Source organism: Pararhodobacter sp. (assembly GCF_036802785.1).
In the GTDB taxonomy this organism is placed as follows: Bacteria; Pseudomonadota; Alphaproteobacteria; order Rhodobacterales; family Rhodobacteraceae; genus Pararhodobacter.
Map to the genome: position 1 here is coordinate 11,402 of NZ_DAIRVN010000005.1, position 25,091 is coordinate 36,492.

Consider the following 25,091-nt stretch of genomic DNA (forward strand, 5'->3'; position numbering starts at 1 on the left):
GTTGCGGGTTTTCATCGCACGCCGCGCGCGGTAATCACGCGATACCCGCGCATAACAAGGCCCGATGATGACCCAAACCCCCGCCCCTGCCCAACTGACCGAAGCGCTGCTTGACGCCGCCCGCAAGGCTGGCGCCGATTCCGCCGATGCCATCGTGATCGAAGGCACCTCGGTGTCTGTGGATGTGCGCGGCGGGACACTGGAGCATGCCGAGCGCGCCGAAGGCATGGACCTTGGCCTGCGGGTCCTGATCGGGCAGCGGCAGGCCTGTGTCTCATCCTCCGATGCGCGGCCCGAGACGCTGGCGGCGATGGCCGAACGCGCGGTCGCCATGGCGCGCGAGGCGCCCGAAGACCCTTTCGTCGGGCTGGCGGACCCGGCGCAACTGTCGCAGTGGCGCGATGGCACCGGGCTTGAGCTGCATGACCCGGCGGCAGAGCCTGACCCCGCCGCCCTGCAGGATGATGCCTGCCGCGCCGAAGCCGCGGCACGGGCCGTCAGGGGCATCAGCCAGATCGACGCAGCCTCGGCAGGCTATGGCAGACGGATGGTGCATCTGGCCGCAACGAACGGGTTTTCGGGCGGTTATCTGCGCAGCTCCCGGTCCATCTCCTGCGTGGCAATCACCGGCGAAGGCACCGGCATGGAGCGGGACTGGGCTGCCGAAGGGCGCATCTTTCAGGCCGATCTTCCCAGCGCTGAAAGCGTGGGCACACTGGCAGGCGAGCGCGCGGCGGCCCGGGCCGGGGCGCGCAAACCGCCCAGCGGGGCATTTCCGGTGCTCTATGATGAACGCATCGCGGCCTCGCTGATCGGGCATCTGGCGGCGGCCATCAACGGCACCGCCATCGCGCGCGGCTCAAGCTGGCTGCGTGATGCGCTGGGTCAGCAGGTGCTGCCCGCCGGGCTGTCGCTGACCGAAGACCCGCACCGCAAACGCATCTCCGGCTCGCGCCCGTTTGACGCGGAGGGGCTGGCGACGGCCCGCCGCCTGCTGGTGGCGGACGGGGTGTTGCAGGGCTGGGTGCTGGACCTTGCCACTGCCCGCAAGCTGGGGATGGAAAGCACCGCCAGCGCCAGCCGCGGCCCCAGCGCGCCCCCCTCACCCAGCCTGTCCAATCTGGCGCTGACGCAGGGCGCGCAAAGCCGCGATGACCTGATCCGCGCGATGGGCACGGGTCTGTTGGTCACCTCGCTGATCGGTTCGACCATCAACCCCACCACGGGCGATTACTCGCGCGGGGCCTCTGGCTTCTGGGTGGAGGGCGGTGAGATCCGCTATCCGGTCAATGAATGCACCATCGCGGGGAATCTGCGCGACATGCTGCTGCGGATGACCCCGGCGAATGACGCGCGCCAGCATCTGGGCACCGTCGTTCCCTCGCTTCTGGTGGAAGGGTTGACGCTTGCGGGGGCCTGAAACCGACCCATTCGCCAATGATCTGGCCCTGCTCGGTGATGCGGCAAAAGGCGCGGGCGCCATCGCCGCCCGCCATTTCGCGCGCGGCACAAAAAGCTGGGACAAGGGCGGCGGCCTTGGCCCGGTGACCGAGGCCGATCTGGCGGTGAATGACTACCTTCAGGCCAAACTCACCACGGCCCGCCCGGCCTATGGCTGGATGTCCGAAGAAAGCGACCCGCTGGGCGATCTGGCGCGGCTGCGGACGGAGGCGACCTTTGTTATTGACCCGATAGACGGCACCCGCGCCTTTATCGAGGGGCAGAAAAGCTTTGCCCATGCGCTGGCCGTGGTGATCGACGGCATGCCGGTGGCGGCGGTGGTGCATCTGCCGCTGCTTGATCTGACCTATACCGCCACGCGCGGGCACGGCGCCTTTCTCAACGGCCAGCCCCTGCGGGCCTCGGCGCGCACCGATCTGACGGGCGCGCGCGTCCTTGCCACCCGCCCCGCCTTTGAGCCCCGGCACTGGCCCGGCGGTGTGCCGGATGTGGAACGCCATTGCCGCCCCTCGTTGGCCTGGCGTCTGGCGCTGGTGGGCGAGGGCGCGTTTGACGCGCTGATCACCCTGCGTGACTCATGGGACTGGGACATTGCCGCCGCCGCGCTGATTGCGACCGAGGCCGGGGTGCGCGTCAGCACCCGGGATGGCGCGCCGCTGCGGTTCAACCAGCCCGAAGCCAGAAACCCCGGCGTTCTCGCCGCCCCCGCCCCGCTGCATTCCACGCTGCTGAGCGCGCGCGGTCTGCCCGCGGGCACTGCCGGATCCCCCCCTGCCCCCACCCTGAAACGGAGCCTCTCATGACCCAGCGACTGCACATCGTCTTTGGCGGTGAACTCGTTTCTCCTGCGTCGAACGAGTTTGTCGACCCGGCGAAGATCCATGTTGTCGGGCTTTTCCCCGATTATGCCAGCGCCCATCGCGCCTGGAAGGCAGAGGCGCAGCGCACCGTCGATCACGCGACGACGCGTTATTTCATCGCGCATCTGCACCGTCTGATGGAAGAGAGCAACGAGCACAGCCCCACTCAAAGCCTCGTCTGACAGGCCGATGGGCAGTATCTCCGGTTTGCGGGCCTACCGCATGCTGGGCGGCCACAACGCCGACCCTTCCACAGAGACGGACCTGCCCGCCGCCGGGGCAGGCCCGATATGCTGGCTTCACGCCACCGATCCGGGTGAGCATGAGGCGCTCAAACTGCTGGCCGCGCAGTTGGCGGAGCAGCGCAATGCCCCGGAATGTCTGGTGACAGGTGGCGGCGCGCGCCCCGGGCCGGGAGAGAACCCGCGCGTGATCGACGCCTGGCTTGACCGGACGCGCCCGGTGCTGATCGTGCTTGCCGGAACGGTCCTGCCGCCCAACCTGATCGAGCGGGCGCGGGCGCGCGGCATCGCGCTGATGCTGGTCAATGCCACCCATGCCGGTGCCCCGGGCCGGTGGCGTGCATGGCCCGGCTTTTCGCGCACGCTTCTGGCCGCTTTCGCGCAGATTCACACGCGCAGCGAGGGTGCGGCACAGTGGTTCACCCGCCAGCTGCGCAGCCCTGCATCCGTTGTTGCGGGGGGGGCACTGGCCCGCTTTCCGCCTGCACCGACCTGCAATCACGTCGAACTGGCCGCGCTGCGCACCATGCTTGCCGGGCGGCCCGTCTGGTTTGCCTACAGCCTGCCGCAGAGCGAGACCGAGGCCGCCCTGGCCGCCCATGCGCAGGCGCTGCGCCGCTCGCACCGGCTGCTGATGATCCTTGCCCCGCGTGATCAGCGCGATGGCGATGCATTGGCTGCGCGCGCGAGTGAGCTGGGCTTTTCCTGCGCCCAGCGGATGCGCGACGACGATATCAACGAGACGACGCAGATCTATATCACCGATGCCGAGGATGAGCCGGGCCTGTTCCTGCGTCTGGCGCCCGTCAGCTATCTGGGCGGCTCTCTGTCGCCCGCCACCGCCACGCCCGGCCCGCTGACCGCCGCAGCGCTGGGGTCAGCGCTGGTCTTTGGCCCGCATGCCGAGGCTGACTGCCGCGTCTTTCTGGAACAACTGCGCCGCTCCGGAGGGGGCCGCCGGATCAGCGCCGCCGGGGATCTGGGCGAGGCCGTCAGCGCGCTTCTGTCGCCCGAGATCGGCGCCGAGGCCGCGCTGAAGGCCTGGACACTGGCCACCGAGGGCAGCGACGCCACCTATCATCTGGCGCGGGCGATCTGCGACTGGATGCAGCTCAACCGGCAGAGCGTATCATGAAACCGCCCCGCTTCTGGCTTAACCCGCCGCAGCGGCCCGGCTGGCAGGCGCGGCTGCTGGCGCCGCTGGGCGCCCTTTATGCTTTCGCCACGCGCCGCAGGCTGGCGCAGCCCGGCTGGCAAGCGGCTGTGCCGGTGATCTGCGTGGGCAATCTGAATGCGGGCGGCACCGGCAAGACGCCGGTGGTCATCGCGCTGGCGCAGATGCTGGCGGCACAGGGCTGGCCGGTGCAGGTGGTCTCGCGCGGGTATGGCGGGTCACTGCGCGGCCCGGTGCAGGTAGATGAACGCCGCCATACCGCCGCACAGGTGGGCGACGAGCCTTTGCTGATTGCGGCTTTCGTGCCCGTCTGGGTGGCGCAGGACCGCGCCGCCGGGGTTCGCGCCGCGCAAAAGGCCGGGGCCGGGATTGTGCTGATGGACGATGGTTTGCAGAACCCTTCGGTCATCAAGACACGCGCGATTGTGGTGGTTGATGCCGTGGCGGGTTTCGGTAATGGCCGCTGTCTGCCCGCAGGCCCGCTGCGCGAACCTGTCGCCGTGGGCCTGAAACGGGCCGATCTGGTGCTGGTCATCGGCCCCCGTGACGCCCGCGACCACTTCGCCGCGCAATGGGCGCAGGCACTGACGGGCAAGCCGGTGCTGGGGGCCGCGCTGACTCCGCTGGAAACCGGGATGCAGTGGCAGGGGCTGCGCGCGCTTGCCTTCGCCGGGATCGGCCGCCCGCAGAAGTTCTTCGATACGCTGGAAGCGCTAGGCGTGGTTCTCGCCGGCACCAAGGCGCTGGATGATCACCAACCCCTGAGCACGGCGCTGCTGACCCGGCTGGAGCATGAGGCGCGCGCGCTTGGTGCGCAGCTTGTCACCACCGAAAAGGATGCGGTGCGCCTGCCCCGTGCGATGCGCGCCAAGGTTCTGACCTTGCCCGTGCGCCTGTCACTGGAAAACCCGGAGGCGCTGCTGGAGGTCCTGAACCTGCCGCCGCGCGCCTGAACCCTGTGGCTGAACTCAGACCCGGTGATAAGGGCCGCCAGACAGAATATTGGCCGCGCGGTAAAGCTGCTCGGCCAGCATCACCCGCACCAGCATATGCGGCCAGACCATCGCCCCGAAGGAAAGCGCATAATCGGCGCTGGCGCGCAGCGCCGGGTCCAGCCCGTCCGCGCCGCCGATAAAAAATGCCAGATCGCCGGTGCCGTCGTCGCGCCAGCGCGCGATCAGTGCCGCGAAATCCGGCGAAGAGAGGAGGGTACCGCGCTCATCCAGCACCACACTGCGCGCACCCGCCGGGCTGGCGCGCTGCAAAAGCGCGGCTTCGCCCGCCATGCCGCTGCCGCGCCGGTCCTCGACCTCATGCTCGGTGACAGGCCCCAGCCCCAGCGCGCGGCCGGTCCGGTTGAAGCGTTGCAGATAATCGTCGATCAATACGCGCTCAGGGCCCGGCCGCAGCCGCCCCACCGCACACAGATGGAGGCGCATCAGACGCGCTCGCCTCCGGGCATCATTTGCCACATCTTTTCAAGCTGATAAAACTCGCGCACCTCAGGCCGGAAAACATGGACAACCACATCGCCGGTGTCGATTAGCACCCAATCCCCGGTTTCCTTGCCTTCGACACGGGCGCTGATGCGGAACGTTTCCTTCAGCCGGTCCAGCAACTTTCCGGCAATGGCAGCCACCTGACGCGACGAGCGGCCCGAACAGATCACCATGTGATCAGCCACCGAAGAACGACCGCGCAGATCAATCTGCACGAGTTCCTCGGCCTTGTCATCGTCAAGGGATTGCAGGACCAGTTCCAGAATGGCATCGCTTGTGGGGGTCACATGCGCAGCCTTCGGGGCGGGGGCCGCAGGGGCGGCCAGGTCGATATGCGACAGAATACTGTCCTCCTGCATTTCTTCGATGGAGCAAAGATAACATTGATGTGGGCGATTCTCAATGCGCGGCGCTTATCACAGCCGCGTCAGCCCTGCCAGCAGGCAGGACGGCGCGCAGGCGGGCAGACCGCGCTTCAGCCCGCCTGCCCGGATACGGCGTCAATGTGGTTGCTTCAAGGGCGATTCGCGCGTATCAAGCCGCCATGTTCAGGTATTTCGACATGACCGACCACGCGCGCCTGCCGCAGCGCTTCAGCCGCGAAAACCGGTCGGTTCTTGCGCGACTGCGCTGAGCGCTGCTCCGCGCGGCCCGGTGCTGCGCCCCTGTCTTGCCAAATCTCCTGCATTGAAGAGAAAGAGCCATGACCGCTCCGAAAACCCTGTACGATAAAATCTGGGATGCCCATCTGGTGGATGAAGCCGAGGATGGCACCTGCCTGCTCTATATCGACCGTCATCTGGTGCATGAAGTCACCTCGCCCCAGGCCTTTGAAGGCCTGCGCATGACGGGCCGCACGGTGCGCGCACCCGGGAAAACCATCGCGGTGCCCGATCACAACGTGCCCACCACCGAGGGCCGCGAAAACCCTGACCAGATGCCCGAGGAAAGCCGCATCCAGGTCGCCGCGCTTGACAAGAACGCGGTCGATTTCGGCATCCATTACTATCCCGTGTCTGATATCCGTCAGGGCATCGTGCATATTGTCGGCCCTGAACAGGGCTGGACCCTGCCGGGCATGACCGTAGTCTGCGGTGACAGCCACACCGCCACGCATGGCGCCTTCGGCTCGCTCGCGCATGGCATCGGCACTTCGGAGGTTGAGCATGTTCTCGCCACCCAGACGCTGATCCAGCGCAAGGGCAAGAACATGAAGGTGGAAATCACCGGCAAACTGCGCCCGGGTGTGACCGCCAAGGACATCACGCTGTCGGTCATCGGCGCAACCGGCACCGCGGGCGGCACCGGCTATGTCATCGAATATTGCGGCGAGGCGATCCGCGCGCTGAGCATGGAAGGCCGCATGACGGTCTGCAACATGGCCATCGAGGGTGGCGCGCGCGCGGGCCTGATTGCGCCCGACGAAACCACCTTTGAATACGTCAAAGGGCGCCCGCACGCACCCAAGGGCGCCGCATGGGAAGCCGCGCTGGCCTACTGGAAGACCCTCTACACCGACGAAGGCGCGCATTTCGACAAGGTTGTCACGCTGAAGGGCGAAGACATCGCCCCCGTCGTCACCTGGGGCACCTCGCCCGAGGATGTGCTGCCGATCACCGCCGTGGTCCCCGCGCCCGAGGATTTCACCGGCGGCAAGGTGGAGGCGGTCCGACGCGCGCTGGACTACATGGGCCTGACCCCGGGCCAGAAACTGACCGATATCGCCATTGATACCGTTTTCATCGGCTCCTGCACCAACGGGCGCATCGAAGACCTGCGCGCCGCCGCCGCGATCCTGAGGGGCAAGAAGATCAAGGACGGGCTGCGCGCCATGGTCGTTCCCGGCTCGGGCCTTGTGCGGGCGCAGGCCGAGGAAGAGGGGCTGGCGCAGATCTTCATTGACGCCGGTTTTGAATGGCGTCTGGCCGGTTGTTCGATGTGTCTGGCCATGAACCCGGACCAGCTTTCTCCCGGTGAGCGCTGTGCGGCCACGTCAAACCGCAATTTTGAAGGCCGTCAGGGCCGCGGCGGGCGCACCCATCTGCTCAGCCCCGCCATGGCAGCGGCGGCGGCGATCACCGGCCGTCTGACCGATGTGCGCGAGATGATGGCCGAGTCGGTCTGAGGGAGAGAGAACATGGATAAATTCAACACCCTGACCGGCATCGCCGCACCCATGCCGCTGGTCAATATCGACACCGACATGATCATCCCCAAGCAGTTCCTGAAGACCATCAAGCGCTCGGGGCTGGGCAAGAACCTGTTCGATGAGATGCGCTTCACGCAGGACGGCGCTGAAATCCCGGATTTCGTGCTCAACCAGCCCGCGTATCGCAATGCCGAAATCATCATCGCCGGTGATAACTTCGGCTGCGGCTCGTCGCGCGAACATGCGCCCTGGGCGCTGCTGGATTTCGGCATCCGCTGCGTCATCAGCACCTCTTTCGCGGATATCTTCTTCAACAACTGCTTCAAGAACGGCATCCTGCCGATCACTCTGCCCGAAGATCAGGTCGCCATCCTGATGGAGGATGCCCGCAAGGGTGCCAACGCCCGCATAACCGTCGATCTGGAAAATCAGGTCATCACGGCATCGGACGGCAAGCAATTCCCCTTCGAGATTGACGCTTTCAAGAAGCACTGCCTGCTCAACGGGCTGGATGATATCGGGCTGACGCTGGAAAAAGTGAGCGCGATCGACGCGTTTGAGGGAAAAGCCAAGACACTGTATCCTTGGGCCTGACAGCCGGCAGCACACAACATCTTGGGGCACCCCGGCGGGGTGCCTTATTTTTTCCAAAGAATTGATGCAAACCTGCGACACTTTCACCTCGAAAATGCTGCAGAGATTCAGGACACTCCGTTAAAGCATTGCGGGGGCCGGTCAAATTGGGCAGGATTGTGTCAAAATTGAGGCGGGCCGCCACATTCGGCGGTCGCAACAACAAGGCACCCGGTACAACCCGGCCGGGATACAGCACGAGCATGGGTGAGCCAAAGGTGAAGTCGAATTTCCCCGGGGCCGCATTGCGGGCCTTTCTGGTTGCCGCGCTGGTCATCCTGCCTGCGGTCATGGTTCCCGTGACAACACCGGAAACCGCGCAGATCGTCATTCTGCTCGCCCTCTTCGCGGCAGGTGTCATCTTTGCCGAATATTCGTCCCCCTATCCGGGCCTGATCGAATTCCGCTTTGCCGCGCCCTTCAACCGCACCCGCTTCATGCTGCTGGCGCTGCTGGCCACGCTTCTGGCCCTGATCCTGCGCCATCAGAGTGACCCGGGCGATCTTTCGACGCTGGTGAACGGGCTTGCGATGAGCTGCGCCGCGTTATTCGACTTTGCCTTCAGCCCTGTCCGCTTTCTGGTCAGTGCCCTGCCAGACAACCTTCCGGCTGAGCATCTGGCGATGGTTCAGCAGGGGGCTTCGCTCGCGCTGCTTCTCGGCATCACCACGGTGCTGGGGTTCGTCACCGCGATCCGGCTGGACGTCTGGCCCATGGGGAGCGGGCCGTTCAACGTCTGGATCAACCTGCCCACTTTTGACCCGACGGCGGGGAATGACGTGGTGCAACGGCTGCTGCGTCAGGCCCGCATTAATATCTTGTTAGGGTTTCTGCTGCCATTCTTGCTGCCGGGACTTGTCTTTGCCTCGGCGCTGCTGGTGCAGCCGCTGACACTGCAATCGCCCACGGGGTTTGTCTGGGGAATTGCGCTTTGGGCCTATCTGCCGGTCAGTCTGATGATGCGCGGCGTTGCGATGATCCGCGTGGCACGGATGATCCGCGCCAACCGGCGTCGCTTTGCCGATACCGAAGGCAACGCTTTCGCCGCTGCCTGACTACCACCGCTGCAGTGCAACTGCTGCTGGCCACCCTTACCCTGCTTGCGCTGTTTCCCCTTGCCGCCATGGCGCAACCCCTGCGGCTGGCGGTTCTTCACTCCGAACTGGGGCGCGACGGGCCGGGCCTGCTGCTGCGTGATATCCGCCGGAATGAGGCGGACATCCTCGCCGCACGCGATGTCATCCTTGCCACCCGCCCCGATATCCTGCTGCTTCTGCGCATGGATTATGACCTGAACAACACCGCCCTGCACGCCTTCGCCGACCTGCTGGGCGAGGGCGGGCACCCGCTTCCGCATCGCTTTGCGCTGCGGCCCAATACCGGCATGGCGACGGGGCTTGATCTGGATGGTGACGGGCGCACCGGCACCCCCGATGATGCGCAGGGCTACGGGCGGTTTGCCGGGGCGGGCGGCATGGCGATCCTCTCGCGCTATCCGATCGGGGGGGATGCCGTGCAGGACCATTCCGCCTTCCTGTGGCGCGACCTTCCCGATGCCCTGATCCCGCTGCAAGACGGCGCAACCTTCCCGTCACCGGAGGTCTTTGCAATTCAGCGCCTTTCCAGCACCGGCCACTGGCAGGTGCCTGTACGCCTTCCCGATGGCCGCGTTCTGACCTTGCTCACATGGCATGCCGGGCCGCCTGTCTTTGGCGGCCGGCTTGATCGCAACCGGCGCCGCAACCATGATGAAAACGCCTTCTGGCAGCACCTTCTGAACGGCGCGCTGCCCGTCACGCCACCGACAGCGCCCTTTGCACTGATGGGGAACAGCAACCTTGATCCGGATGCCGGTGACGGCATCCGTTCGGCCATGCAGGCACTGCTCACCCATCCCGCGCTGCAAGACCCGCAGCCGGCGGGCCGCCGCCCCGGCACAACGACCGATGACACCGCCACAGCCTATTGGCCGGACGCGCCCGGCCCCATGCGGGTCAGCTTTATCCTGCCGGACGCCTCGGCGCAGGTGCTGGACAGTGGCACCCTCTGGCCCGAGCCACCGGCGCGCCATGCGCTGGTCTGGACAGATATTCTGCCGCAGGGGCCCTGATGCGCCCCCCCGGAAGGTGCCTCAGTTGATCAGCCCGGCATGGCGCATCGCGGCATCCATCGCGTCCCGCGTCTTTGCGGTTACCGTCAGCAGCGGCAGGCGCACCTCTTCGCTGCACATGCCCAGCCGCGAAAGGCCATATTTCGCGCCCGCCAGCCCCGGCTCAAGAAAGATCGCGGTGTGCAGCGGCATCAGCCGGTCCTGATAGGCGAGCGCCCTGGCATAGTCGCCCGCCAGCGTCGCCTCCTGAAACTCGGCGCACAGACGCGGCGCAACATTCGCCGTCACCGAAATGCAGCCAATCCCGCCATGCGCGTTGAAGCCAAGCGCCGTCGCATCCTCACCCGAAAGCTGGATGAAATCCGCGCCGCAGCTTTCGCGCTGCATCGACACGCGCTCGATCTTGCCGGTCGCGTCCTTCACCCCGATGATGCGCGGCAGTTTTGCCAGTTCGCCCATCGTGTCCGGCATCATGTCAACGACCGAGCGACCGGGAATGTTGTAGATGATGATCGGCAGATCGCAGCAATCATGCACCGCGCGGAAATGCGCGATCAGCCCGGCCTGCGTGGGCTTGTTGTAATAGGGCGTCACAATCAGCGCCGCCGCTGCCCCCACCGACTCGGCGTGACGCGTGAAGCGGATCGCCTCAACGGTGTTGTTCGATCCGGCGCCCGCGATCACCGGGATGCGCCCGGCAGCGGCCCTGACCACCGCGTCGATCACCTGCTCGTGTTCCTCATGGGTCAGCGTCGGGCTTTCCCCAGTAGTGCCAACCGGCACCAGACCATGGCTGCCCTCGCTCACATGCCACTCCACCAGCGCTTCAAGCGCGGCAAAGTCCACGGCGCCGTCCTTGAACGGCGTCACCAGCGCAGGAAGGGATCCTCGAAACATCTTTATCTTCTCCTTCTGACGGTGCTGTGAGCAGTTCCTGCGCGCCAAGGCTGACTGGTTTGTGTGTTGCGCATGCGCTTCAGGCGGTTAGACTCTCTTCCGGACCTTTTCAAGACACAACGATGCGCATCACCTTGACAGCCCCTTTGAAAACCGCGCTGGCAGCGGGCCTGCTGGCCCTGACCACCGGCACCGTGACCGCCCGCGAAACACCCCCGCCGCCCCGCGCGGCCGGGGCCATCGGCGCGTTGGTCGGCGCATTCGAGGCGGGCGACACTGCCCGCATCAGCCAGCTTCAGGCGTTGGCGGGGCAGTTGGGCACACGCATCGCCCTGTGGCAATACCTGCGTGACGGGCTCAGCCCCCGGCTTGCTGACTATGCGGGCTTTATCGAGGCCTATCCGCATTGGCCCGCGATTGACACCCTGCGCAGGCAGGCCGAAGCCACGCTGAGCAACGCCACCCCGCAGGAGGTGATCGCCTGGTTCGCCGCGCACGAGCCGCTGACCGCGACCGGCGCCATGGCCCTTTTTTCCGCGCTCGAAGCGACCGGCGATCATGACCGCGCGCTCGCGCTGGCCCGCACGATGTGGCAGGGGCAGGTTCTGAGCGCGGCTCAGGAAAACCGGCTGCTGGCCCGCTTTGGCACGCAACTGGCTGAGCTTCACACCGCCCGGCTTGATGCCATGCTCTGGAGCGGCGCCACACAGAGCGCCTCGCGCATGGTTGAGCGGGTATCGGCTGGCCACGCAGCGCTTGGTCGTGCCCGGCTGGCGCTTCAGGCACGCGAAAGCGGGGTGAATGCGCTGATCGGCGCCGTTCCCGCCGCGCTGGCCGATGATCCGGGCCTTGCCCATGACCGCTTCCAGTGGCGACTGAACAGCGGCCTGTTGGATGAGGCGGCGGAGCTGCTGCGCGAACGCTCCCCTGACCGGCTGGGTCGCCCGGCGGCCTGGGCGACGGGCCGCCAACGGCTGGTGCGCCGCGCACTGGCTGAGGGGCAATATCAGGCGGGCTATGAGATGGCGGCCCGTCACGGGCTGGAAGACGGCGTGCAGATGGTCGATCTGGAGTGGCTGGCGGGCTTTTTCGCCCTACGCCACCTGAACGATCCGCAAAACGCGCTGCGCCATTTCGCGGCGATCCGGGTGCGGGTGTCCAGCCCCATCAGCCTTGGCCGCGCCGGATACTGGGAGGGGCGCGCCTATGAGGCGCTGGGTCAGGCGGGGAATGCCCGCGCCGCCTATGAATTCGGGGCCGAGCACCAGACCGCCTATTATGGCCAGCTTGCCGCCGAGCGCGCGGGCCTGCCCATTGACCCGGCCTTGCTGTCCACCCCTGACTATCCGGACTGGCGTGAAACCTCGCTGGCGCAATCTGATCTGCTGCAGGTCGCCCTTTTGCTGCACCGCGCCGGTCAGTGGCATGAGGCGCGCCGCTTCATCCTCCATCTTGCCCGCTCGCTTGAGACTGAGGCCGAGCTGGGCGCGCTTTCCCAACTCTGGCTGGAGCGTGGGGAGCCCAACTTTGCGGTCAACATCGCCAAGCTGGCGGTTCAGTCAGGTATCGTTCTGCCCACAGCCTATTTCCCGCGCACCGGGCTTGAGAATACCACCCTGCCCGCCCCCACAGATCTGGTCATGGCCATTGCCCGGCGCGAAAGCGAGTTTGACCCTGCCGTGGTCAGCCATGCCGATGCGCGCGGTCTGCTTCAGGTTCTGCCCGGCACCGGAGAGCTGATGGCGCGGCGGCTTGGCATTGCCTATGACCCCGCGCGCCTGACCACCGACCCTGAGTTCAACGCCCTTCTGGGCGCCGCCTATCTGGAGCAGCTGATCAGCGAATTCGGCGCGCTGCCGCTGGTTGCAGCGGGCTATAATGCCGGGCCCGGGCGCCCGCGCCGCTGGATCACCGAATTCGGCGACCCGCGCGACCCGGCGACTGACCCGATCGACTGGGTGGAGCGCATTCCTTTCGCCGAAACCCGCAACTATGTGATGCGGGTGCTGGAATCGCTGATCCTGTATCGCGCGATCCTGAGCGGCGAAAGCGGCCCGGTCCGGCTGAGCGAGATCCTGCGCGGGCAGTAGAGTGGCTTGCAGCGGCGGCGGGCTTCTGCCAGTTTCGCATGCGAAACATGAGGGACCATGCTGGATTACCTGATCATCGGCGGCGGCATTGCCGGGCTTTCCACTGCGGCGCGCCTGTCTGCGCTGGGTTCCGTCCTGGTGGTGGAGGCGGAGGCATCGGCGGGCTTCCACGCATCGGGGCGCTCCGCCGCGCTTTATGAGGCCGATTACGGCGCACCCGCCACCATCGCCATGGCCCGGGCCAGCGGGGAGGAACTGGCCGATATGGGCGTTCTCAGCCCGCGCGGCTTTCTGCTGGTGGCGCAGCGCCATGAAAGCGCAGCCTTTGCCACCGACCGTGACGATCTGCGGATGACCGCGATCAGCCCCGCCGAGGCGCTGGCGATCGTGCCCGTTCTCAACCCTGACCGGGTTGCGCTGGCCGCGTTTACCGATGCCGCGCAGGACATCGACACCGATCTGCTGATGCAGCTTCACACCCGGAAACTACGCCAGAACGGCGGTACCCTGCGCACCGCTGCGCCTGTCGTCGCGCTGGCACGGCAGGCCGGGTTCTGGCGCGCCACACTGGGCACCGGCGAGGTGATCGAGGCCGTGCGCATCGTCAATGCCGCCGGAGCATGGGCCGACCTTGTCGCCCGGATGGCGGGGCTGCCGCCCGTCGGCATTCAGCCCTATCGCCGCTCGATGGCCCAGCTTCCGGCGCCGGGCGGGCTGGATATCGGCAACTGGCCGATGATCTTTGGCACCGGCGAGACATGGTATGCCAAGCCGCAGGCGGGGAAACTGCTGGTCTCGCCCGCAGAGGAAGACCCGGCAGAGCCGCATGACGCCTGGGCCGATGACATGGTTCTGGCCGAGGGCCTCGCGCGCTATGAGGAAATGGTCACCACGCCGGTGACGCGGGTCGAAACCTCCTGGGCCGGGCTGCGCTCTTTCGCGCCGGACCGCACCATGGTTCTGGGGCCGGACCCGCTGGAGCCCGGGTTTCTGTGGTGTGCCGGTCAGGGCGGTCAGGGTTTTCTGGCCTCGGTCGGCGCGGCGCGGGTGATGGAGGAAAGCGCAGGCGGCGCCCCTTCGGGCTTTGCGCCCGATATCCTCGCCGCCCTCAGCCCCGCCCGGTTTCGCTGAAACAGCTTGATTCAGGTCAAGGCACCGCGCCTTTGTGCATGCGATGCACGGCAATCACATGCATGAAAGAGAATGTCATGGACTATATCGACTATATCGCCGCCACCCGTGACCGCAGCCGCGTATTGGCCAAAACCGTTCCTGACGCGATGAAGGGCTTCGCCACTTTGTCAAAGGGCGTCAAGGAGGGGGGCGTGCTGGGGGTGAAGGAAAAGGAATATGTCGCGCTTGGCATTTCAATTGCCGTGCGCTGCGAGGCCTGTATCGGGTTTCATGTCGAAGCGCTGATGAAGGCCGGCGCAAGCCGCGAAGAGCTGGCCGATGTGCTGGGCATGGCCATTCAGATGGGCGGCGGCCCGTCAGTGATGTACGCGGGCAAAGCGCTGGAATGCTGGGACCAACTGGCCGCGCAGGGCTGAGCGTCAGCCCAGCTGCGCCTCCACCTCGGCCCGCACCACCCGCGCGGCTTCGGCCTTGACGGGGCCGTAACCGCGAATGCCCATCGGTGCGGCCAGAATGGCCCGCCAGCGCCGCAGGTCCGCCCCGGCCTCAGCCGCGGCGCGGGCCAGCAGCGCGTCGAACCAGTCGATCAGGTCACGTTCCAGCTTGCGTTCCGGATGATAGCCGAACAGATCGAACGGCGTGCCACGCAGCCCCTTCATCCGCGCCAGCAGCGCAAAGGCCGGGCGTGTCAGCGCGCCCGAAAACCGGCGTTTGTTGGGCCGTCCGCGGGCATCATGGCCGGTGGGCCACAGCGGCGGCGCAAGGTGGTGGCTGATCTTTGCGCCCGGCCCGAAGTTTTGCGCGATGCGCGCGGCAAAACCCGGGTCACGATGCAGGCGCGCGACCTCATATTCATCCTTATACGCCATCAGCCTGAAAAGGCTTCGGGCTGCGGCCAGCGAAAGCGCCTCATCGCCCAGCGCCAGCACCGGCTGCAGCCTTGCCCGATACCGCGCGCCATAGGCCGCGTTCTGGTAATCCGTCAGGAAGGCCACCCGCCGCGCGATGACCTCTTCCAGCGTCTCGGCCCTGGGGGCGCCGCCCACCGCGTCAGTCAGAAGCGCAGGGTTGATGGCCGCCAGCCGCCCCAGCTCAAAGGCGCGGCGGTTGATATCAGGCGCGACCCCGTTGAGTACAATCGCCCGGTCAAGCGCCGCCAGCGACACCGGCACAAGGCCCGATTGCCAGGCAAAACCCAGCATCAGCATATTGGCATAGACCGTGTCACCCAGCAGGATTTCAGCCATCCTGCCCGCATCCATCGCCCCGACCGGCCCCGCCACCGCTTCCTCAAGTGCTTGCAGGCGCTGGGGAATTTCCAGGCTGGCGTCACGGTTGAGCACGATATCCCCGGTGGGCATACCCGTCAGCGTCACCACGGCCCTTGTGCCGGGGCGCAGGCAGGCGCTGGCCTTGGGCGCGGTCGACACCACGATATCGCAACCGATCAGCGCATCGGCACTAGCCGCGTCAATGCGCACCTGCTGCAGTTCGGCGGGCCGTGGCGCCAGTCGCAGATAGCTCAGCACCGGGCCGAATTTCTGCGCGAATCCGGTGAAATCCAGCACCGACGCCCCCCGCCCCTCAAGATGCGCAGCCATTGAGATCAGCGCGCCGACCGTCACAACCCCCGTGCCACCAACCCCCGTGATCAGCAGGTCATAGGGCTTGTCCAGCAGCGGCAGGTCGGGCTCCGGCAGGCTGGTCAGCGCGGCCTCGATCACCGAATGGGCGCGGGGTTCCGGCTTCAGCCGCGGCGCGCCCTCGATGGTGACGAAGGAGGGGCAGAAGCCGTTCAGGCAGCTGAAATCCTTGTTGCAATTCGACTGGTTGATCCGCCGCTTGGGGCCAAATTCCGTTTCAACCGGCTCCACGCTCAGGCAGTTCGATTCCTTTGAGCAATCGCCGCACCCCTCGCAGACCAGCTCGTTGATCATCACGAATTTCTGCGGGTCATTGAGCGTCCCGCGCTTGCGGCGGCGGCGCTTTTCCGTCGCGCAGGTCTGCTCATAGATCAGGACCGAAACCCCTTTGACCTCCCGCAGAGCACGCTGCACCGCATCCATGTCACGCCGGTCATGGAAACTGGTCCCCGCTGGGAAATCGCCCTTCGCGAACTTGTCGATGGCATCGGACACCAGCACAATCCGCTCCACGCCCTCAGCCCGGCAGATATGGGCGATGGCCTGCACACTGATGGGCCCGTCAACCGGCTGCCCGCCCGTCATCGCTACGGCATCATTATACAAGATCTTGTAGGTAATATTCGCCCGTGCCGCTATCGCTTGCCGGATCGCCATGCTGCCCGAGTGATACCATGTTCCCTCGCCCAGATTCTGGAACACATGATCATTGCCCGTGAACCTTGACGAGGCCGCCCAGTTGACCCCCTCACCGCCCATCTGGATCAGGCTTGTGGTTTCTCGGTTCATCCATGACGCCATGAAATGGCAGCCAATTCCGGCCAGCGCCTTTGATCCTTCGGGCACCTTGGTGGAGGTGTTGTGCGGGCAGCCAGAGCAGAAATAGGGCGTTCGCGTTGCCCCGGGGATGTTCAGGACCTTGGCGCGCCCGGCCAGAATGGTTTCGGCACGCGCGGGAAAGCCCTCGCCGGGGAAAAGCCGGTCCAGCCGGCGCGCGACGATGGGCAGAAGCTGACGCGGCGACAATTCGCCGGTCCAGGGGATCAGCCTTTCGCCACGCTCATCGTTCTTGCCAACCATCAGCCGCGGCTTGGCGCCATCCCAATCGTAGAAATATTCCTTGAGCTGGCTCTCGATGATCCCGCGTTTCTCCTCGATCACGAGGATTTCTTCCTTCCCGGCAACAAATTCCAGCGCATGCCGCCGCGCCAGCGGCCAGACCATGCCCACCTTGTAAATGTCGATCCCCAGCCGCGCGCATTCGTCACGCGACAGGCCCAGCAGCCGCAGCGCCTCCATCAGGTCAGGATGCGCCTTGCCGGTGGTGACAAAGCCGAAGCGCGCGCGGGGCAGATCATGGATGCGCCGGTCAATCGGATTGGCATCAGCAAAGGCGAAAACCGCTTTTTTCTTGGCCTCCATCCGCTCTTCAATCTGGAAGCCGGGCAGGTCCGGCCAGCGGTAATGCAGGCCGCTGGGCGGGGGGGTATGGTCAGGCGTCACGAAAACCCGCTCGCGCGGCAGCACAACGGACATGCCGCTTTCCACCACATCCGAGACGGCCTTGAACCCAACCCACATGCCGGAATAGCGCGACAACGCATAGCCCCAGGCGCCGAAGGTCAGAAATTCCGCGACATTTGAAGGGTTCAGCGTGGGCATGAACCACGCCATGAACGCCACGTCGGACTGATGCGGCATCGAGGACGAGACGCAGCCATGGTCATCACCCGCCACAACCAGCACCCCGCCATGCTGGCTGGACCCATAGGCATTGCCGTGTTTGAGCGCATCACCGGCCCGGTCCACCCCCGGGCCCTTGCCATACCAGAGGCCGAATACGCCCTGAACCTGCGCGTTCGGGTTCGTTTCCACCTGTTGGCTGCCCAGAATGGCCGTGGCCGCCAGATCTTCGTTGACCGCAGGCAGAAATTCGACGCGCCCGTCCTTCAGCAGATCGCGCGAGCGCCAGAGCTCCAGATCCAGCGCCCCCAGCGGCGAACCGCGATAGCCCGAGACCAGACCGCCTGTCCGCAGCCCCGCCGCCCGGTCCCGCCGCGCCTGATCCAGAATCACCCGCACCAGCGCCTGCGTGCCAGTGAGAAACACACGCCCCTCCTGACGGGTGTAGCGGTCACTGATGGCATAATCATCCAACGGGCGTAGCGGAGCATTCATGGCTGGGCCTTTCCGGTTCGGTGGCCGCCAAGTTTACTGCGTCCGAACCGGAAAGAGGTGCCAGATGTGCCGGTTTTGCGGTTTGATCGTTGTTATTTTGATCAGAAATCGGCATTCTAACGGTGAAAATAACCGGAAAGAAACATGGAACTGGAAGAACGGGACTGGCGGCTGCTGGAGCATCTGCAGGCGGATGCCCGGCTGACTAATCAGGAACTGGCCGATCGCGTGGGGATGTCCCCCTCAGCCTGCTGGCGGCGGGTGCGCCAGCTTGAGGAGGCGGCAATCATCACGGGCTACCGTGCCGCAGTGGATGCCCGTGCCGCCGGAATGGGTTTTCATGCCATCCTGCATGTGCAACTCACCCGCCACACGCGCGAGATTGTTGACCGCTTCATTGCCGAAGTTCTGCGCCATGACGAGGTGCTGGACTGCTTTGCCACCACCGGGACGGCTGATTACCACCTGCGCATTCTCTGCCGGGATCTGGATGCCTTCAACGCGTTCATGGAGCGCACCCTGTTCCGCCTTGATGGGATTGCGAACATCCAGACGAACCTTGTACTCAGGCATGTGAAAAGCAAAACCGTCATCCGCGGCTGAGCGCAGAGCCGGGAAAAGCAGCCCCCGGGCTGATGTGTCGTCGGTGCAGGCCCGGCGGCACGGTCGGCGTTCAGAAGAGATCCACCTCCCCGGCTGTCGGCGCCAGCGGTATGGCCTGGCTTTTGAAGATTTCGGAGGGCACGGCCGGCCCGTCATTCGTCGCCTGCATCAGCATTGCCTGCGCCCGCCCGGTGTGCGGCCAGAACCGGATCCTTCTGCCCTGCGTCCCGCCGAGGCAATGGGCCGCCAGGTGAATCCCTTCGTCTTTCAGGAATGCCCTGGCGAATTCCGCGTTGTTCTTCCCGATATCTGAAAGCTGTCGCACCACGCTCGCGCCGCCGAAAAGCTTTGCCTCCAGACTGCTGCGCTGTGCCCCGCCCCGCAACAGAGCGTTGATCAGCTGTTCCATGGCATAAGCGCCGTATTTGATATTCTGGCGCTCGCGCGGATCGGTGCCGGGAAGCAGGAAATGATTCATCCCGCCAATTCGACGCACCGGATCATAAATACAGGCAGAAACGCAGGAACCAAGGATTGTGGTGATGACATCCTCCGGGCGCTTCGAAACCCGAAACTCCCCCTGAATGACATTGATGATGTTCTTTCCCTGCTCAGCCATGATGCCCTCAACCTGCCAAGGCACCGGAATCCCGGCACGCCATCAGGATCGCCGATCCGATGCGCGGCAACGGCAATTCCTGCATGACCGCACCGATCTCGACCGCCGCGCGCGGCATGCCATACACCGTACTGGTATGCTTGTCCTGCGCGATGGTCCGGCCGCCGTTGTGCCTGATTTCCAGCAGTCCTTCAGCGCCATCTCGCCCCATACCGGTCAACAACACGCCAACAACACTCTCGCCCAGCGCCGCTGCCGACTGAAACAGCACATCAACCGAGGGGCGATGGCCTGACACGGGCTCACCGTGAATCAGACGACAATACGGTGTTCTGCCGGCGCGAACCACAAGATGGCGCCTGTCTTCCGGCGCAACATAGACCTGCCCGGCCGCGAGCGGCGCGCCCTCTCGCGCCTCGCTCACCCTGGCAAGGCAATGCCGGTCCAGCCGCTGAACCAGCCCCGAAACGAATTCAGGTCGGATATGCTGCACGATCAGCGTTGGCGGGCAATTCGGCGGATAGGCCGAGAGAACGCTCAGCAGTGCCTCAATGCCGCCGGTCGAAGAGCCGATAACCACACAGCGCGAATAGGCCGCGTCGGCTTGCCTCGGCGGTGACGCCGTGGGCCGAAGCCGCTCCATCGGCGTAATCCTTGGCTTGCCTGCAACGCAAAGCCGGATCGAATCGGCATTGAAGCTGTCGTCAAACACCGCAAACTCTGCCCTCCCGCCGGTGCGGGCATACAGGGAGCCCGCGCCGCCAAAGATGACACAGCGCAATCCCAAGGCCTCCAGCAGGGCGCCGAACATCAGAAACTCCGGCTGTGCCGCAAGTTCTTCACCCAGAACAACCACATCGGGCTGATGAAGCTCCGTCAGATTATACGCGTCGGTCAGGTTTGACAGCGGCGCCATCAGCTCTATCGACGCATCTGCCGCGAGTTGTTGCGCAACGCGGCGCAACCGATTCGGACGGTCGTCAGCAAGCAATACACGAGGTCGAGTCACTGGCGTTTCCTGCACTGTTTGTCGCGGCCAGGATCACCGGCCACAGAACATGCATGACCCCAAAAGATTAAGAGCTCCGAAAGATCGGAACTATTTCGCGCTTCCGCATGATCGCTTTTCTGCCGTTAAGACGTTTTTCACCCGCAGGCGTTAGGCCTGAGGAAGGAACGCACCGGAACGCAGCCGAATGGTGCCGTCAGCCCGGGACGATACGCACAGAGTCCACCTTGATTCGGAGACCGTGAATGGAAGCGATATACCTGCAGGCCGATGAGATCAGTAAGCGGCGGCAGTTCGTCCGAATCGACGAAGACGCCCGCAATCGGCTGAGACGCCTTGCGCCGGTATTGGAAGAGGGCGTCGATCAGGCGCTGGAACATCTGTACAAAGCAGTCCGCTCCCGGTCTGAACTGCGGCGGCTGTTTCGTGAGGACATCGAAGGCGCCGAGGCTGCTCGGAAAGCACATGGGCTCCAGATCGCATTGGGGAACTTCGGCCCCGGATGTGTCGAATCGACCCGGCGCATCGGAATGGCGCATGAGAACTGCGCCATGCCGGGGCTTGTCGACCAGTTCCGTATGGAAAGCTGACAGCCATGATATGCCCCCAATTCCACGCTCCGCAAAATTCACTGCAACCGGAACCCGCCGAAAAACCCGTGTTCCGCTCTATCAGGGATCAGAAAATGAAAGGATCGCTCAAGCTCGCCGCCTGTCTGGACAGTTTGGCAACAGAGCATCTCGCATCGGAGTTCACGCAAATGCGCGGGCATTCGGTAATGCTGGACGCCGGTCAGGTTACGTTTCTGGGCGCACTCGCCCTGCAACTACTGCTCGCCTCGTATCGGCAATGGCAGGACGACGGAAAGTCATTCCAGATCATCAATCCCTCCGCGGCATTCCTTGACGGCATCAGTCTGCTCGGTGTCGCCGCTTCAAGCCTGAGAATTGAAGAAACCGCAGAGGTGCTGCAATGACTCTGCGAGTGCTGGCAGTGGATGACTCGCGCACCATGCGCAACCTTCTGAGCGCCGCGCTGCATCAGGCAGGCTTCGATGTTCATCTGGCTGAGGACGGAGAAGACGGTCTTCAGAAACTGTTGGAGACCGGCCCTGATGTTGTGATTACCGACATCAACATGCCACGACTCGATGGCTTCGGCTTTATCGAGGCCGTTCGCGGGTCGCACAACAACCGGAACCTGCCAATCCTTGTCCTGACAACTGAAAGCGCACCGGAACTGAAAGCCCGCGCGCGCGCCGCAGGTGCCACCGGATGGATCGTCAAGCCATTTGACGAAGTCAAACTCGTCGCAGCCATTGAGCGCGTCGCAGTCTCGAGAGGCGAAGCATGAGTATTGTCATATCTGATGACTTCCGAGAATCGTTTTATCAGGAATGCGAAGATCTTCTTGAAGCCATGAATGATGGTTTTCGCCTCATGGCGGATGATCAGCATGAGATGGAGACCGTTCATGCAGTCTTTCGCGCAGTTCACTCCATCAAGGGCGGCGCTGGTGCCTTCGGTCTCGATGCGCTCGTGGGCTTCGCCCATCACTTTGAAACGGCGCTCGACAGGTTGCGCTCAGGCAAGCTCGATCTTGAGGACGAGGTCCTGAGTTTGTTTCAGCGCTGCGGCGACCATCTCGCAGACCTCGTTGCCGCCGCCCGGGACGGGGCCCCGCTGGAGGATTCCGTCGGTGCTCAACTGCATTCGGAACTCAACGAAGTGATAGGCACCGCACCCGCAGAGGAGGCCATGGATACGCATGATTTTCAGCCCATGGGGCTGGATCTTGACATATCTCTCGGGCCGGTTGCCTCTGGTCGCTATCAGATCACTTTTGAACCCTGGCCTGAGTTGTTCCGGTCCGGCAATGAACCTGCTTTGCTTTTTCGTTCCCTTTCCCGGCTCGGCGCACTGACCGTCACGCTTGACAGCTCCGCTCTCCCCCCTTTCTCCGAGCTGGATTGCACAAGACCGCATCTCGTCTGGAAACTGGCTCTTGAAAGCGACGAGACCCTCGAAGCAATCACCGATGCATTTGAGTTCGTCGAAGGCATGTGTCGCCTCGAGATCTCAGAAGAAACGGCCCCCCCGGCAGACCCTGCAGGCCCCGGACTCTCTTTTCTCGAAGCGGTTGATCCTTCCGCCACGAGCCTCCTGTCGGAAACGCGCCCCACGCTGAAATCTCAACCTGCTGCAGTGCGCACAGAACCTTCAAACCGGAACACCAGTGCCACGATCCGGGTTGATCTTGAGCGCGTTGACAAGCTCATCAATCTGGTCGGCGAACTGGTCATCAAGGAGGCAATGCTTTCGCAATCGATTACCAAGATAGCCTTGCCTTCCGAGAACGAAGTCTCGGTCGGGCTGGAAAGCCTCAAGCAACTCGCCGGGGAAATTCAGGAAGGCGTGATGGCCATCCGCGCCCAGCCCGTCAAGCCCATGTTCCAGCGGATGTCCCGGATCGTACGCGAGGCTGGTATCGCGACCAAGAAGCGTGTCCGCCTCGTAACACAGGGTGAACACACGGAAGTCGATAAGACCGTGATCGAGCGCTTGGTCGATCCATTGACCCACATGATCCGCAATGCCGTCGATCACGGTCTCGAAGACAGCGAGACCCGGCGCGCGGCCGGCAAGCCCGACGAGGGTACCGTGATTTTGTCTGCCGCACATCGGTCAGGCCGCGTAATGATCGACATCTCGGATGATGGCGGCGGTATCAACCGTGCGAGAGTTCGCAAGATCGCGGAAGAAAAGGGCCTCGTTTCTCCCGATGCCGACCTGAGCCCGACAGAGATCGACAATCTCCTTTTCCTTCCCGGCTTTTCCTCCAAAGAAGAGGTGTCCGCCCTCTCCGGTCGCGGTGTCGGGCTCGATGTCGCCCGCAGCGAAGTGCAGGCCCTTGGCGGCCGTGTGTCGATCACATCCAACCCCGGCGAGGGCACGACTTTCTCAATCAGCCTGCCCCTCACCCTCGCCGTACTGGAGGGCATGGTCATCGAAGTCGCAGGGCAGACCATGGTCGTGCCGATCACCGCGATCCAGGAAACGCTTCAACCCAAGACAGCTGAAATTCACCCAATCGGCCAAGAAGGGCGTGTTGTGGTAAATCGTGAGCGGCTCGTACCGATTGTCGACCTCGGGGAAGTCTTCGGCTTTCGATCCGCCCCCGAAGTGCTCGACAACCAGGTTCTGCTGCTCGTTGAAACCGACAACAACCGGCATTGCGCGTTGATCGTTGACGGGATCCAGGACCAGCGGCAGGTCGTGATAAAAAGTCTGGAAAGCAACTACGGCCATGTGAACGGTGTCGCTGCTGCCACGATCCTTGGGGACGGGCGCATAGCGCTCATTATTGATCCCGACGGGATCATACGGGATGCCACCGGCCACGCCGGGGGAGAACTTCAATTCCTTTCTGCAGGATAAAACAATGCTCGATGATATAACAGGAACGCGTGCAGCTGACCGTGAAGTCGTCACTTTTCGTGTCGCGGGACAGGACTTCTGCATTGATATCATGTCAGTCCGTGAAATTCGTGGCTGGACTGAAACCACCATCCTCCCCCATGCGCAACGCTATGTGAAAGGTGTGATCAATCTTCGTGGATCGGTCGTTCCGGTGGTGGATCTATCAGAACGTCTTGGTCTTGGCATGATTGATCCGGGGCCGAGGGATGTCATCATCATCACTGTTATCGGCACGCAGACCATCGGTCTGCTGGCGGAAGTGGTTTCCGATATCCTCACGGTCAACGATGAGGCGATGCAACCCGTTCCGGAAATCGCCTCGGAATCCGCCCGTGCCTATATTTCGGGTGTGGTTGTCGCGCAGGAAAAAATGATCCGGAAAATCGACCTGTCCAAGGTTCTTCCCGCGAACGGCAGAGACCTGGTATGACTGCATCGTTTCAGGCTTCCTTCGGAGACTCCCCAGAGCTTTCGATCGGAGACCGCGAATTCGCCACTTTGGCAAAACTCGTCCACGACGAGAGCGGAATCGTGCTGGCCGATGCAAAAAGGGGTCTTGTAGTTTCCCGCCTGACCAGACGATTGCGTGACCTGGGCCTGCGCAATTTCGCGCAATACTGCCGAATGGTGCAATCAGAAGACGGCGCGGATGAGCGTGCCAAACTGATTTCTGCCCTGACCACAAACGTAACCAAGTTCTTCAGGGAGGATCATCATTTCCGGTCGCTGGAAAAGCAGATCTATCCCGGCCTTATCGAAAGGGCACGCGGACGGGGCCGGGTTCGGGTCTGGTCTGCGGGCTGCTCTACCGGCGAAGAACCCTACAGCCTTGCGATGGAACTTCTTGAACTGTGCCCGGACGCAGCCGCGCTCGACATTCGCATACTGGCGACTGACATCGATCCGCATGTGTTAGCGACAGCACGTGCGGGACGATATTCGGACAGTGCCATGGCTGGGGTTCCTGCAGGTCGCCGCGCCCGCTATTTTTCGGGGTCCGCGGGGACCTACGAAGCCACGCCAGCGCTGAAAGACCTGATAACCTTCGCGCCGTTGAACCTCGTGGGACACTGGCCGATCCGCGGTGCATTCGATGTAATTTTCTGCCGCAATGTGGTTATTTATTTCGACTCCGCCACGCAAGAAAAGCTCTGGCAGCGCTTCGCCAGCCTGATCCCACCGGGCGGCCATTTGTTCATCGGTCATTCCGAGCGTCTCGGGCGTGCTGCTGAACGATATTTTGCGACGACCGGGATAACGCAGTACCGCCGCACCGAGGTCGCAGTCGCGGCGTCTGTCGCCGACCCCTGA

At 64.1% G+C, this 25,091-nt stretch carries 25 protein-coding genes; 19 read left to right on the plus strand and 6 right to left on the minus strand.

The window, feature by feature from the left end:
- Window positions 1-67 precede the first annotated feature (67 nt).
- Genes V7Q53_RS03495 through lpxK form a run of 5 tightly spaced genes read left to right on the plus strand, consistent with a single transcriptional unit; the run spans window position 68 to window position 4,690 of the window.
- A complete protein-coding gene (locus V7Q53_RS03495) occupies window positions 68-1,420 on the plus strand; it encodes a TldD/PmbA family protein (protein ID WP_333827075.1) in 1,353 nt (450 codons plus the stop codon).
- Window positions 1,407-2,264 (plus strand): 3'(2'),5'-bisphosphate nucleotidase CysQ, encoded by an 858-nt coding sequence (locus V7Q53_RS03500; RefSeq protein WP_333826990.1) that lies wholly within the window; start codon window positions 1,407-1,409, stop codon window positions 2,262-2,264. The genes V7Q53_RS03495 and V7Q53_RS03500 overlap by 14 nt, the downstream gene beginning before the upstream one ends.
- Window positions 2,261-2,503, plus strand: a complete 243-nt coding sequence (locus V7Q53_RS03505) for a DUF4170 domain-containing protein (protein WP_333826991.1) — start codon at window positions 2,261-2,263, stop codon at window positions 2,501-2,503. The genes V7Q53_RS03500 and V7Q53_RS03505 overlap by 4 nt, the downstream gene beginning before the upstream one ends.
- 7 nt (window positions 2,504-2,510) lie before the next feature.
- Complete coding sequence (locus tag V7Q53_RS03510) at window positions 2,511-3,698, plus strand: 3-deoxy-D-manno-octulosonic acid transferase (RefSeq protein WP_333826992.1); 1,188 nt, start codon at window positions 2,511-2,513, stop codon at window positions 3,696-3,698.
- A complete protein-coding gene (gene lpxK / locus V7Q53_RS03515) occupies window positions 3,695-4,690 on the plus strand; it encodes a tetraacyldisaccharide 4'-kinase (RefSeq protein ID WP_333826993.1) in 996 nt (331 codons plus the stop codon). The genes V7Q53_RS03510 and lpxK overlap by 4 nt, the downstream gene beginning before the upstream one ends.
- 15 nt (window positions 4,691-4,705) lie before the next feature.
- Here lpxK and rlmH read toward each other — a convergent pair whose 3' ends face one another.
- Together rlmH and rsfS are read right to left on the minus strand one after the other, a co-directional pair.
- The gene (gene rlmH / locus V7Q53_RS03520; protein WP_333826994.1) at window positions 4,706-5,176 is read right to left on the minus strand and encodes a 23S rRNA (pseudouridine(1915)-N(3))-methyltransferase RlmH; all 471 of its coding nucleotides are present in this window, start codon (window positions 5,174-5,176) and stop codon (window positions 4,706-4,708) included.
- A complete protein-coding gene (gene rsfS, locus V7Q53_RS03525; protein WP_333826995.1) occupies window positions 5,176-5,595 on the minus strand; it encodes a ribosome silencing factor in 420 nt (139 codons plus the stop codon). Before rsfS ends, rlmH begins: the two co-directional genes overlap by 1 nt.
- Window positions 5,596-5,939: 344 nt before the next feature.
- Between rsfS and leuC the strand changes: the two genes are divergently transcribed.
- From leuC to V7Q53_RS03545, 4 genes are all read left to right on the plus strand, one after another.
- On the plus strand, window positions 5,940-7,361 hold the full coding sequence (gene leuC, locus V7Q53_RS03530) for a 3-isopropylmalate dehydratase large subunit (RefSeq protein WP_333826996.1): 1,422 nt from the start codon (window positions 5,940-5,942) through the stop codon (window positions 7,359-7,361).
- Between the two features lie 12 nt (window positions 7,362-7,373).
- Window positions 7,374-7,979 carry a 3-isopropylmalate dehydratase small subunit gene (leuD, locus tag V7Q53_RS03535; RefSeq protein WP_333826997.1) on the plus strand — a complete coding sequence of 202 codons (606 nt, stop codon included), beginning with the start codon at window positions 7,374-7,376 and terminating at the stop codon, window positions 7,977-7,979.
- Window positions 7,980-8,221: 242 nt separating this feature from the next.
- Window positions 8,222-9,073: a hypothetical protein gene (locus V7Q53_RS03540; protein WP_333826998.1), complete on the plus strand. Its 852-nt coding sequence runs from the start codon at window positions 8,222-8,224 to the stop codon at window positions 9,071-9,073.
- A gap of 14 nt (window positions 9,074-9,087) precedes the next feature.
- A complete protein-coding gene (locus tag V7Q53_RS03545) occupies window positions 9,088-10,128 on the plus strand; it encodes an endonuclease/exonuclease/phosphatase family protein (protein ID WP_333826999.1) in 1,041 nt (346 codons plus the stop codon).
- 21 nt (window positions 10,129-10,149) lie between these two features.
- On the opposite strand, the gene dapA is transcribed toward V7Q53_RS03545, so the two are convergent.
- Window positions 10,150-11,025 (minus strand): 4-hydroxy-tetrahydrodipicolinate synthase, encoded by an 876-nt coding sequence (gene dapA, locus V7Q53_RS03550; RefSeq protein ID WP_333827000.1) that lies wholly within the window; start codon window positions 11,023-11,025, stop codon window positions 10,150-10,152.
- Between the two features lie 122 nt (window positions 11,026-11,147).
- On the opposite strand from dapA, the gene V7Q53_RS03555 reads away from it, so the two are divergent.
- The 3 genes from V7Q53_RS03555 to V7Q53_RS03565 all read left to right on the plus strand — a co-directional run bounded on the left by V7Q53_RS03555 (window position 11,148) and on the right by V7Q53_RS03565 (window position 14,665).
- A complete protein-coding gene (locus V7Q53_RS03555; protein ID WP_333827001.1) occupies window positions 11,148-13,115 on the plus strand; it encodes a lytic transglycosylase domain-containing protein in 1,968 nt (655 codons plus the stop codon).
- Window positions 13,116-13,172: 57 nt separating this feature from the next.
- Entirely contained in the window at window positions 13,173-14,246 is a 1,074-nt protein-coding gene (locus tag V7Q53_RS03560; RefSeq protein ID WP_333827002.1) for an NAD(P)/FAD-dependent oxidoreductase, read from the plus strand.
- Window positions 14,247-14,323: 77 nt separating this feature from the next.
- Complete coding sequence (locus tag V7Q53_RS03565; RefSeq protein WP_333827003.1) at window positions 14,324-14,665, plus strand: carboxymuconolactone decarboxylase family protein; 342 nt, start codon at window positions 14,324-14,326, stop codon at window positions 14,663-14,665.
- A 3-nt stretch (window positions 14,666-14,668) separates the two neighbouring features.
- Here the strand turns inward: V7Q53_RS03565 and V7Q53_RS03570 are convergent, their stop codons facing one another.
- A complete protein-coding gene (locus V7Q53_RS03570; RefSeq protein WP_333827004.1) occupies window positions 14,669-18,070 on the minus strand; it encodes an indolepyruvate ferredoxin oxidoreductase family protein in 3,402 nt (1,133 codons plus the stop codon).
- A gap of 144 nt (window positions 18,071-18,214) precedes the next feature.
- On the opposite strand from V7Q53_RS03570, the gene V7Q53_RS03575 reads away from it, so the two are divergent.
- Window positions 18,215-18,673, plus strand: coding sequence for an Lrp/AsnC family transcriptional regulator (locus V7Q53_RS03575; RefSeq protein WP_333827005.1), 459 nt, complete (start codon window positions 18,215-18,217; stop codon window positions 18,671-18,673).
- Between the two features lie 70 nt (window positions 18,674-18,743).
- Here the strand turns inward: V7Q53_RS03575 and V7Q53_RS03580 are convergent, their stop codons facing one another.
- Both V7Q53_RS03580 and V7Q53_RS03585 read right to left on the minus strand, forming a co-directional pair.
- Window positions 18,744-19,292, minus strand: coding sequence for a chemotaxis protein CheD (locus tag V7Q53_RS03580; RefSeq protein WP_333827006.1), 549 nt, complete (start codon window positions 19,290-19,292; stop codon window positions 18,744-18,746).
- 7 nt (window positions 19,293-19,299) lie between these two features.
- On the minus strand, window positions 19,300-20,301 hold the full coding sequence (locus V7Q53_RS03585) for a CheB methylesterase domain-containing protein (protein ID WP_333827007.1): 1,002 nt from the start codon (window positions 20,299-20,301) through the stop codon (window positions 19,300-19,302).
- Between the two features lie 245 nt (window positions 20,302-20,546).
- On the opposite strand from V7Q53_RS03585, the gene V7Q53_RS03590 reads away from it, so the two are divergent.
- The 6 genes from V7Q53_RS03590 to V7Q53_RS03615 all read left to right on the plus strand — a co-directional run bounded on the left by V7Q53_RS03590 (window position 20,547) and on the right by V7Q53_RS03615 (window position 25,091).
- Window positions 20,547-20,891, plus strand: coding sequence for a protoglobin domain-containing protein (locus tag V7Q53_RS03590; RefSeq protein WP_333827008.1), 345 nt, complete (start codon window positions 20,547-20,549; stop codon window positions 20,889-20,891).
- Window positions 20,892-20,986: 95 nt separating this feature from the next.
- Window positions 20,987-21,277, plus strand: coding sequence for an STAS domain-containing protein (locus tag V7Q53_RS03595; RefSeq protein WP_333827009.1), 291 nt, complete (start codon window positions 20,987-20,989; stop codon window positions 21,275-21,277).
- Entirely contained in the window at window positions 21,274-21,654 is a 381-nt protein-coding gene (locus V7Q53_RS03600) for a response regulator (RefSeq protein ID WP_333827010.1), read from the plus strand. The genes V7Q53_RS03595 and V7Q53_RS03600 overlap by 4 nt, the downstream gene beginning before the upstream one ends.
- Entirely contained in the window at window positions 21,651-23,738 is a 2,088-nt protein-coding gene (locus V7Q53_RS03605; RefSeq protein ID WP_333827011.1) for a chemotaxis protein CheA, read from the plus strand. The genes V7Q53_RS03600 and V7Q53_RS03605 overlap by 4 nt, the downstream gene beginning before the upstream one ends.
- A 4-nt stretch (window positions 23,739-23,742) precedes the next feature.
- Window positions 23,743-24,210, plus strand: coding sequence for a chemotaxis protein CheW (locus V7Q53_RS03610; RefSeq protein ID WP_333827012.1), 468 nt, complete (start codon window positions 23,743-23,745; stop codon window positions 24,208-24,210).
- On the plus strand, window positions 24,207-25,091 hold the full coding sequence (locus V7Q53_RS03615) for a CheR family methyltransferase (protein ID WP_333827013.1): 885 nt from the start codon (window positions 24,207-24,209) through the stop codon (window positions 25,089-25,091). The genes V7Q53_RS03610 and V7Q53_RS03615 overlap by 4 nt, the downstream gene beginning before the upstream one ends.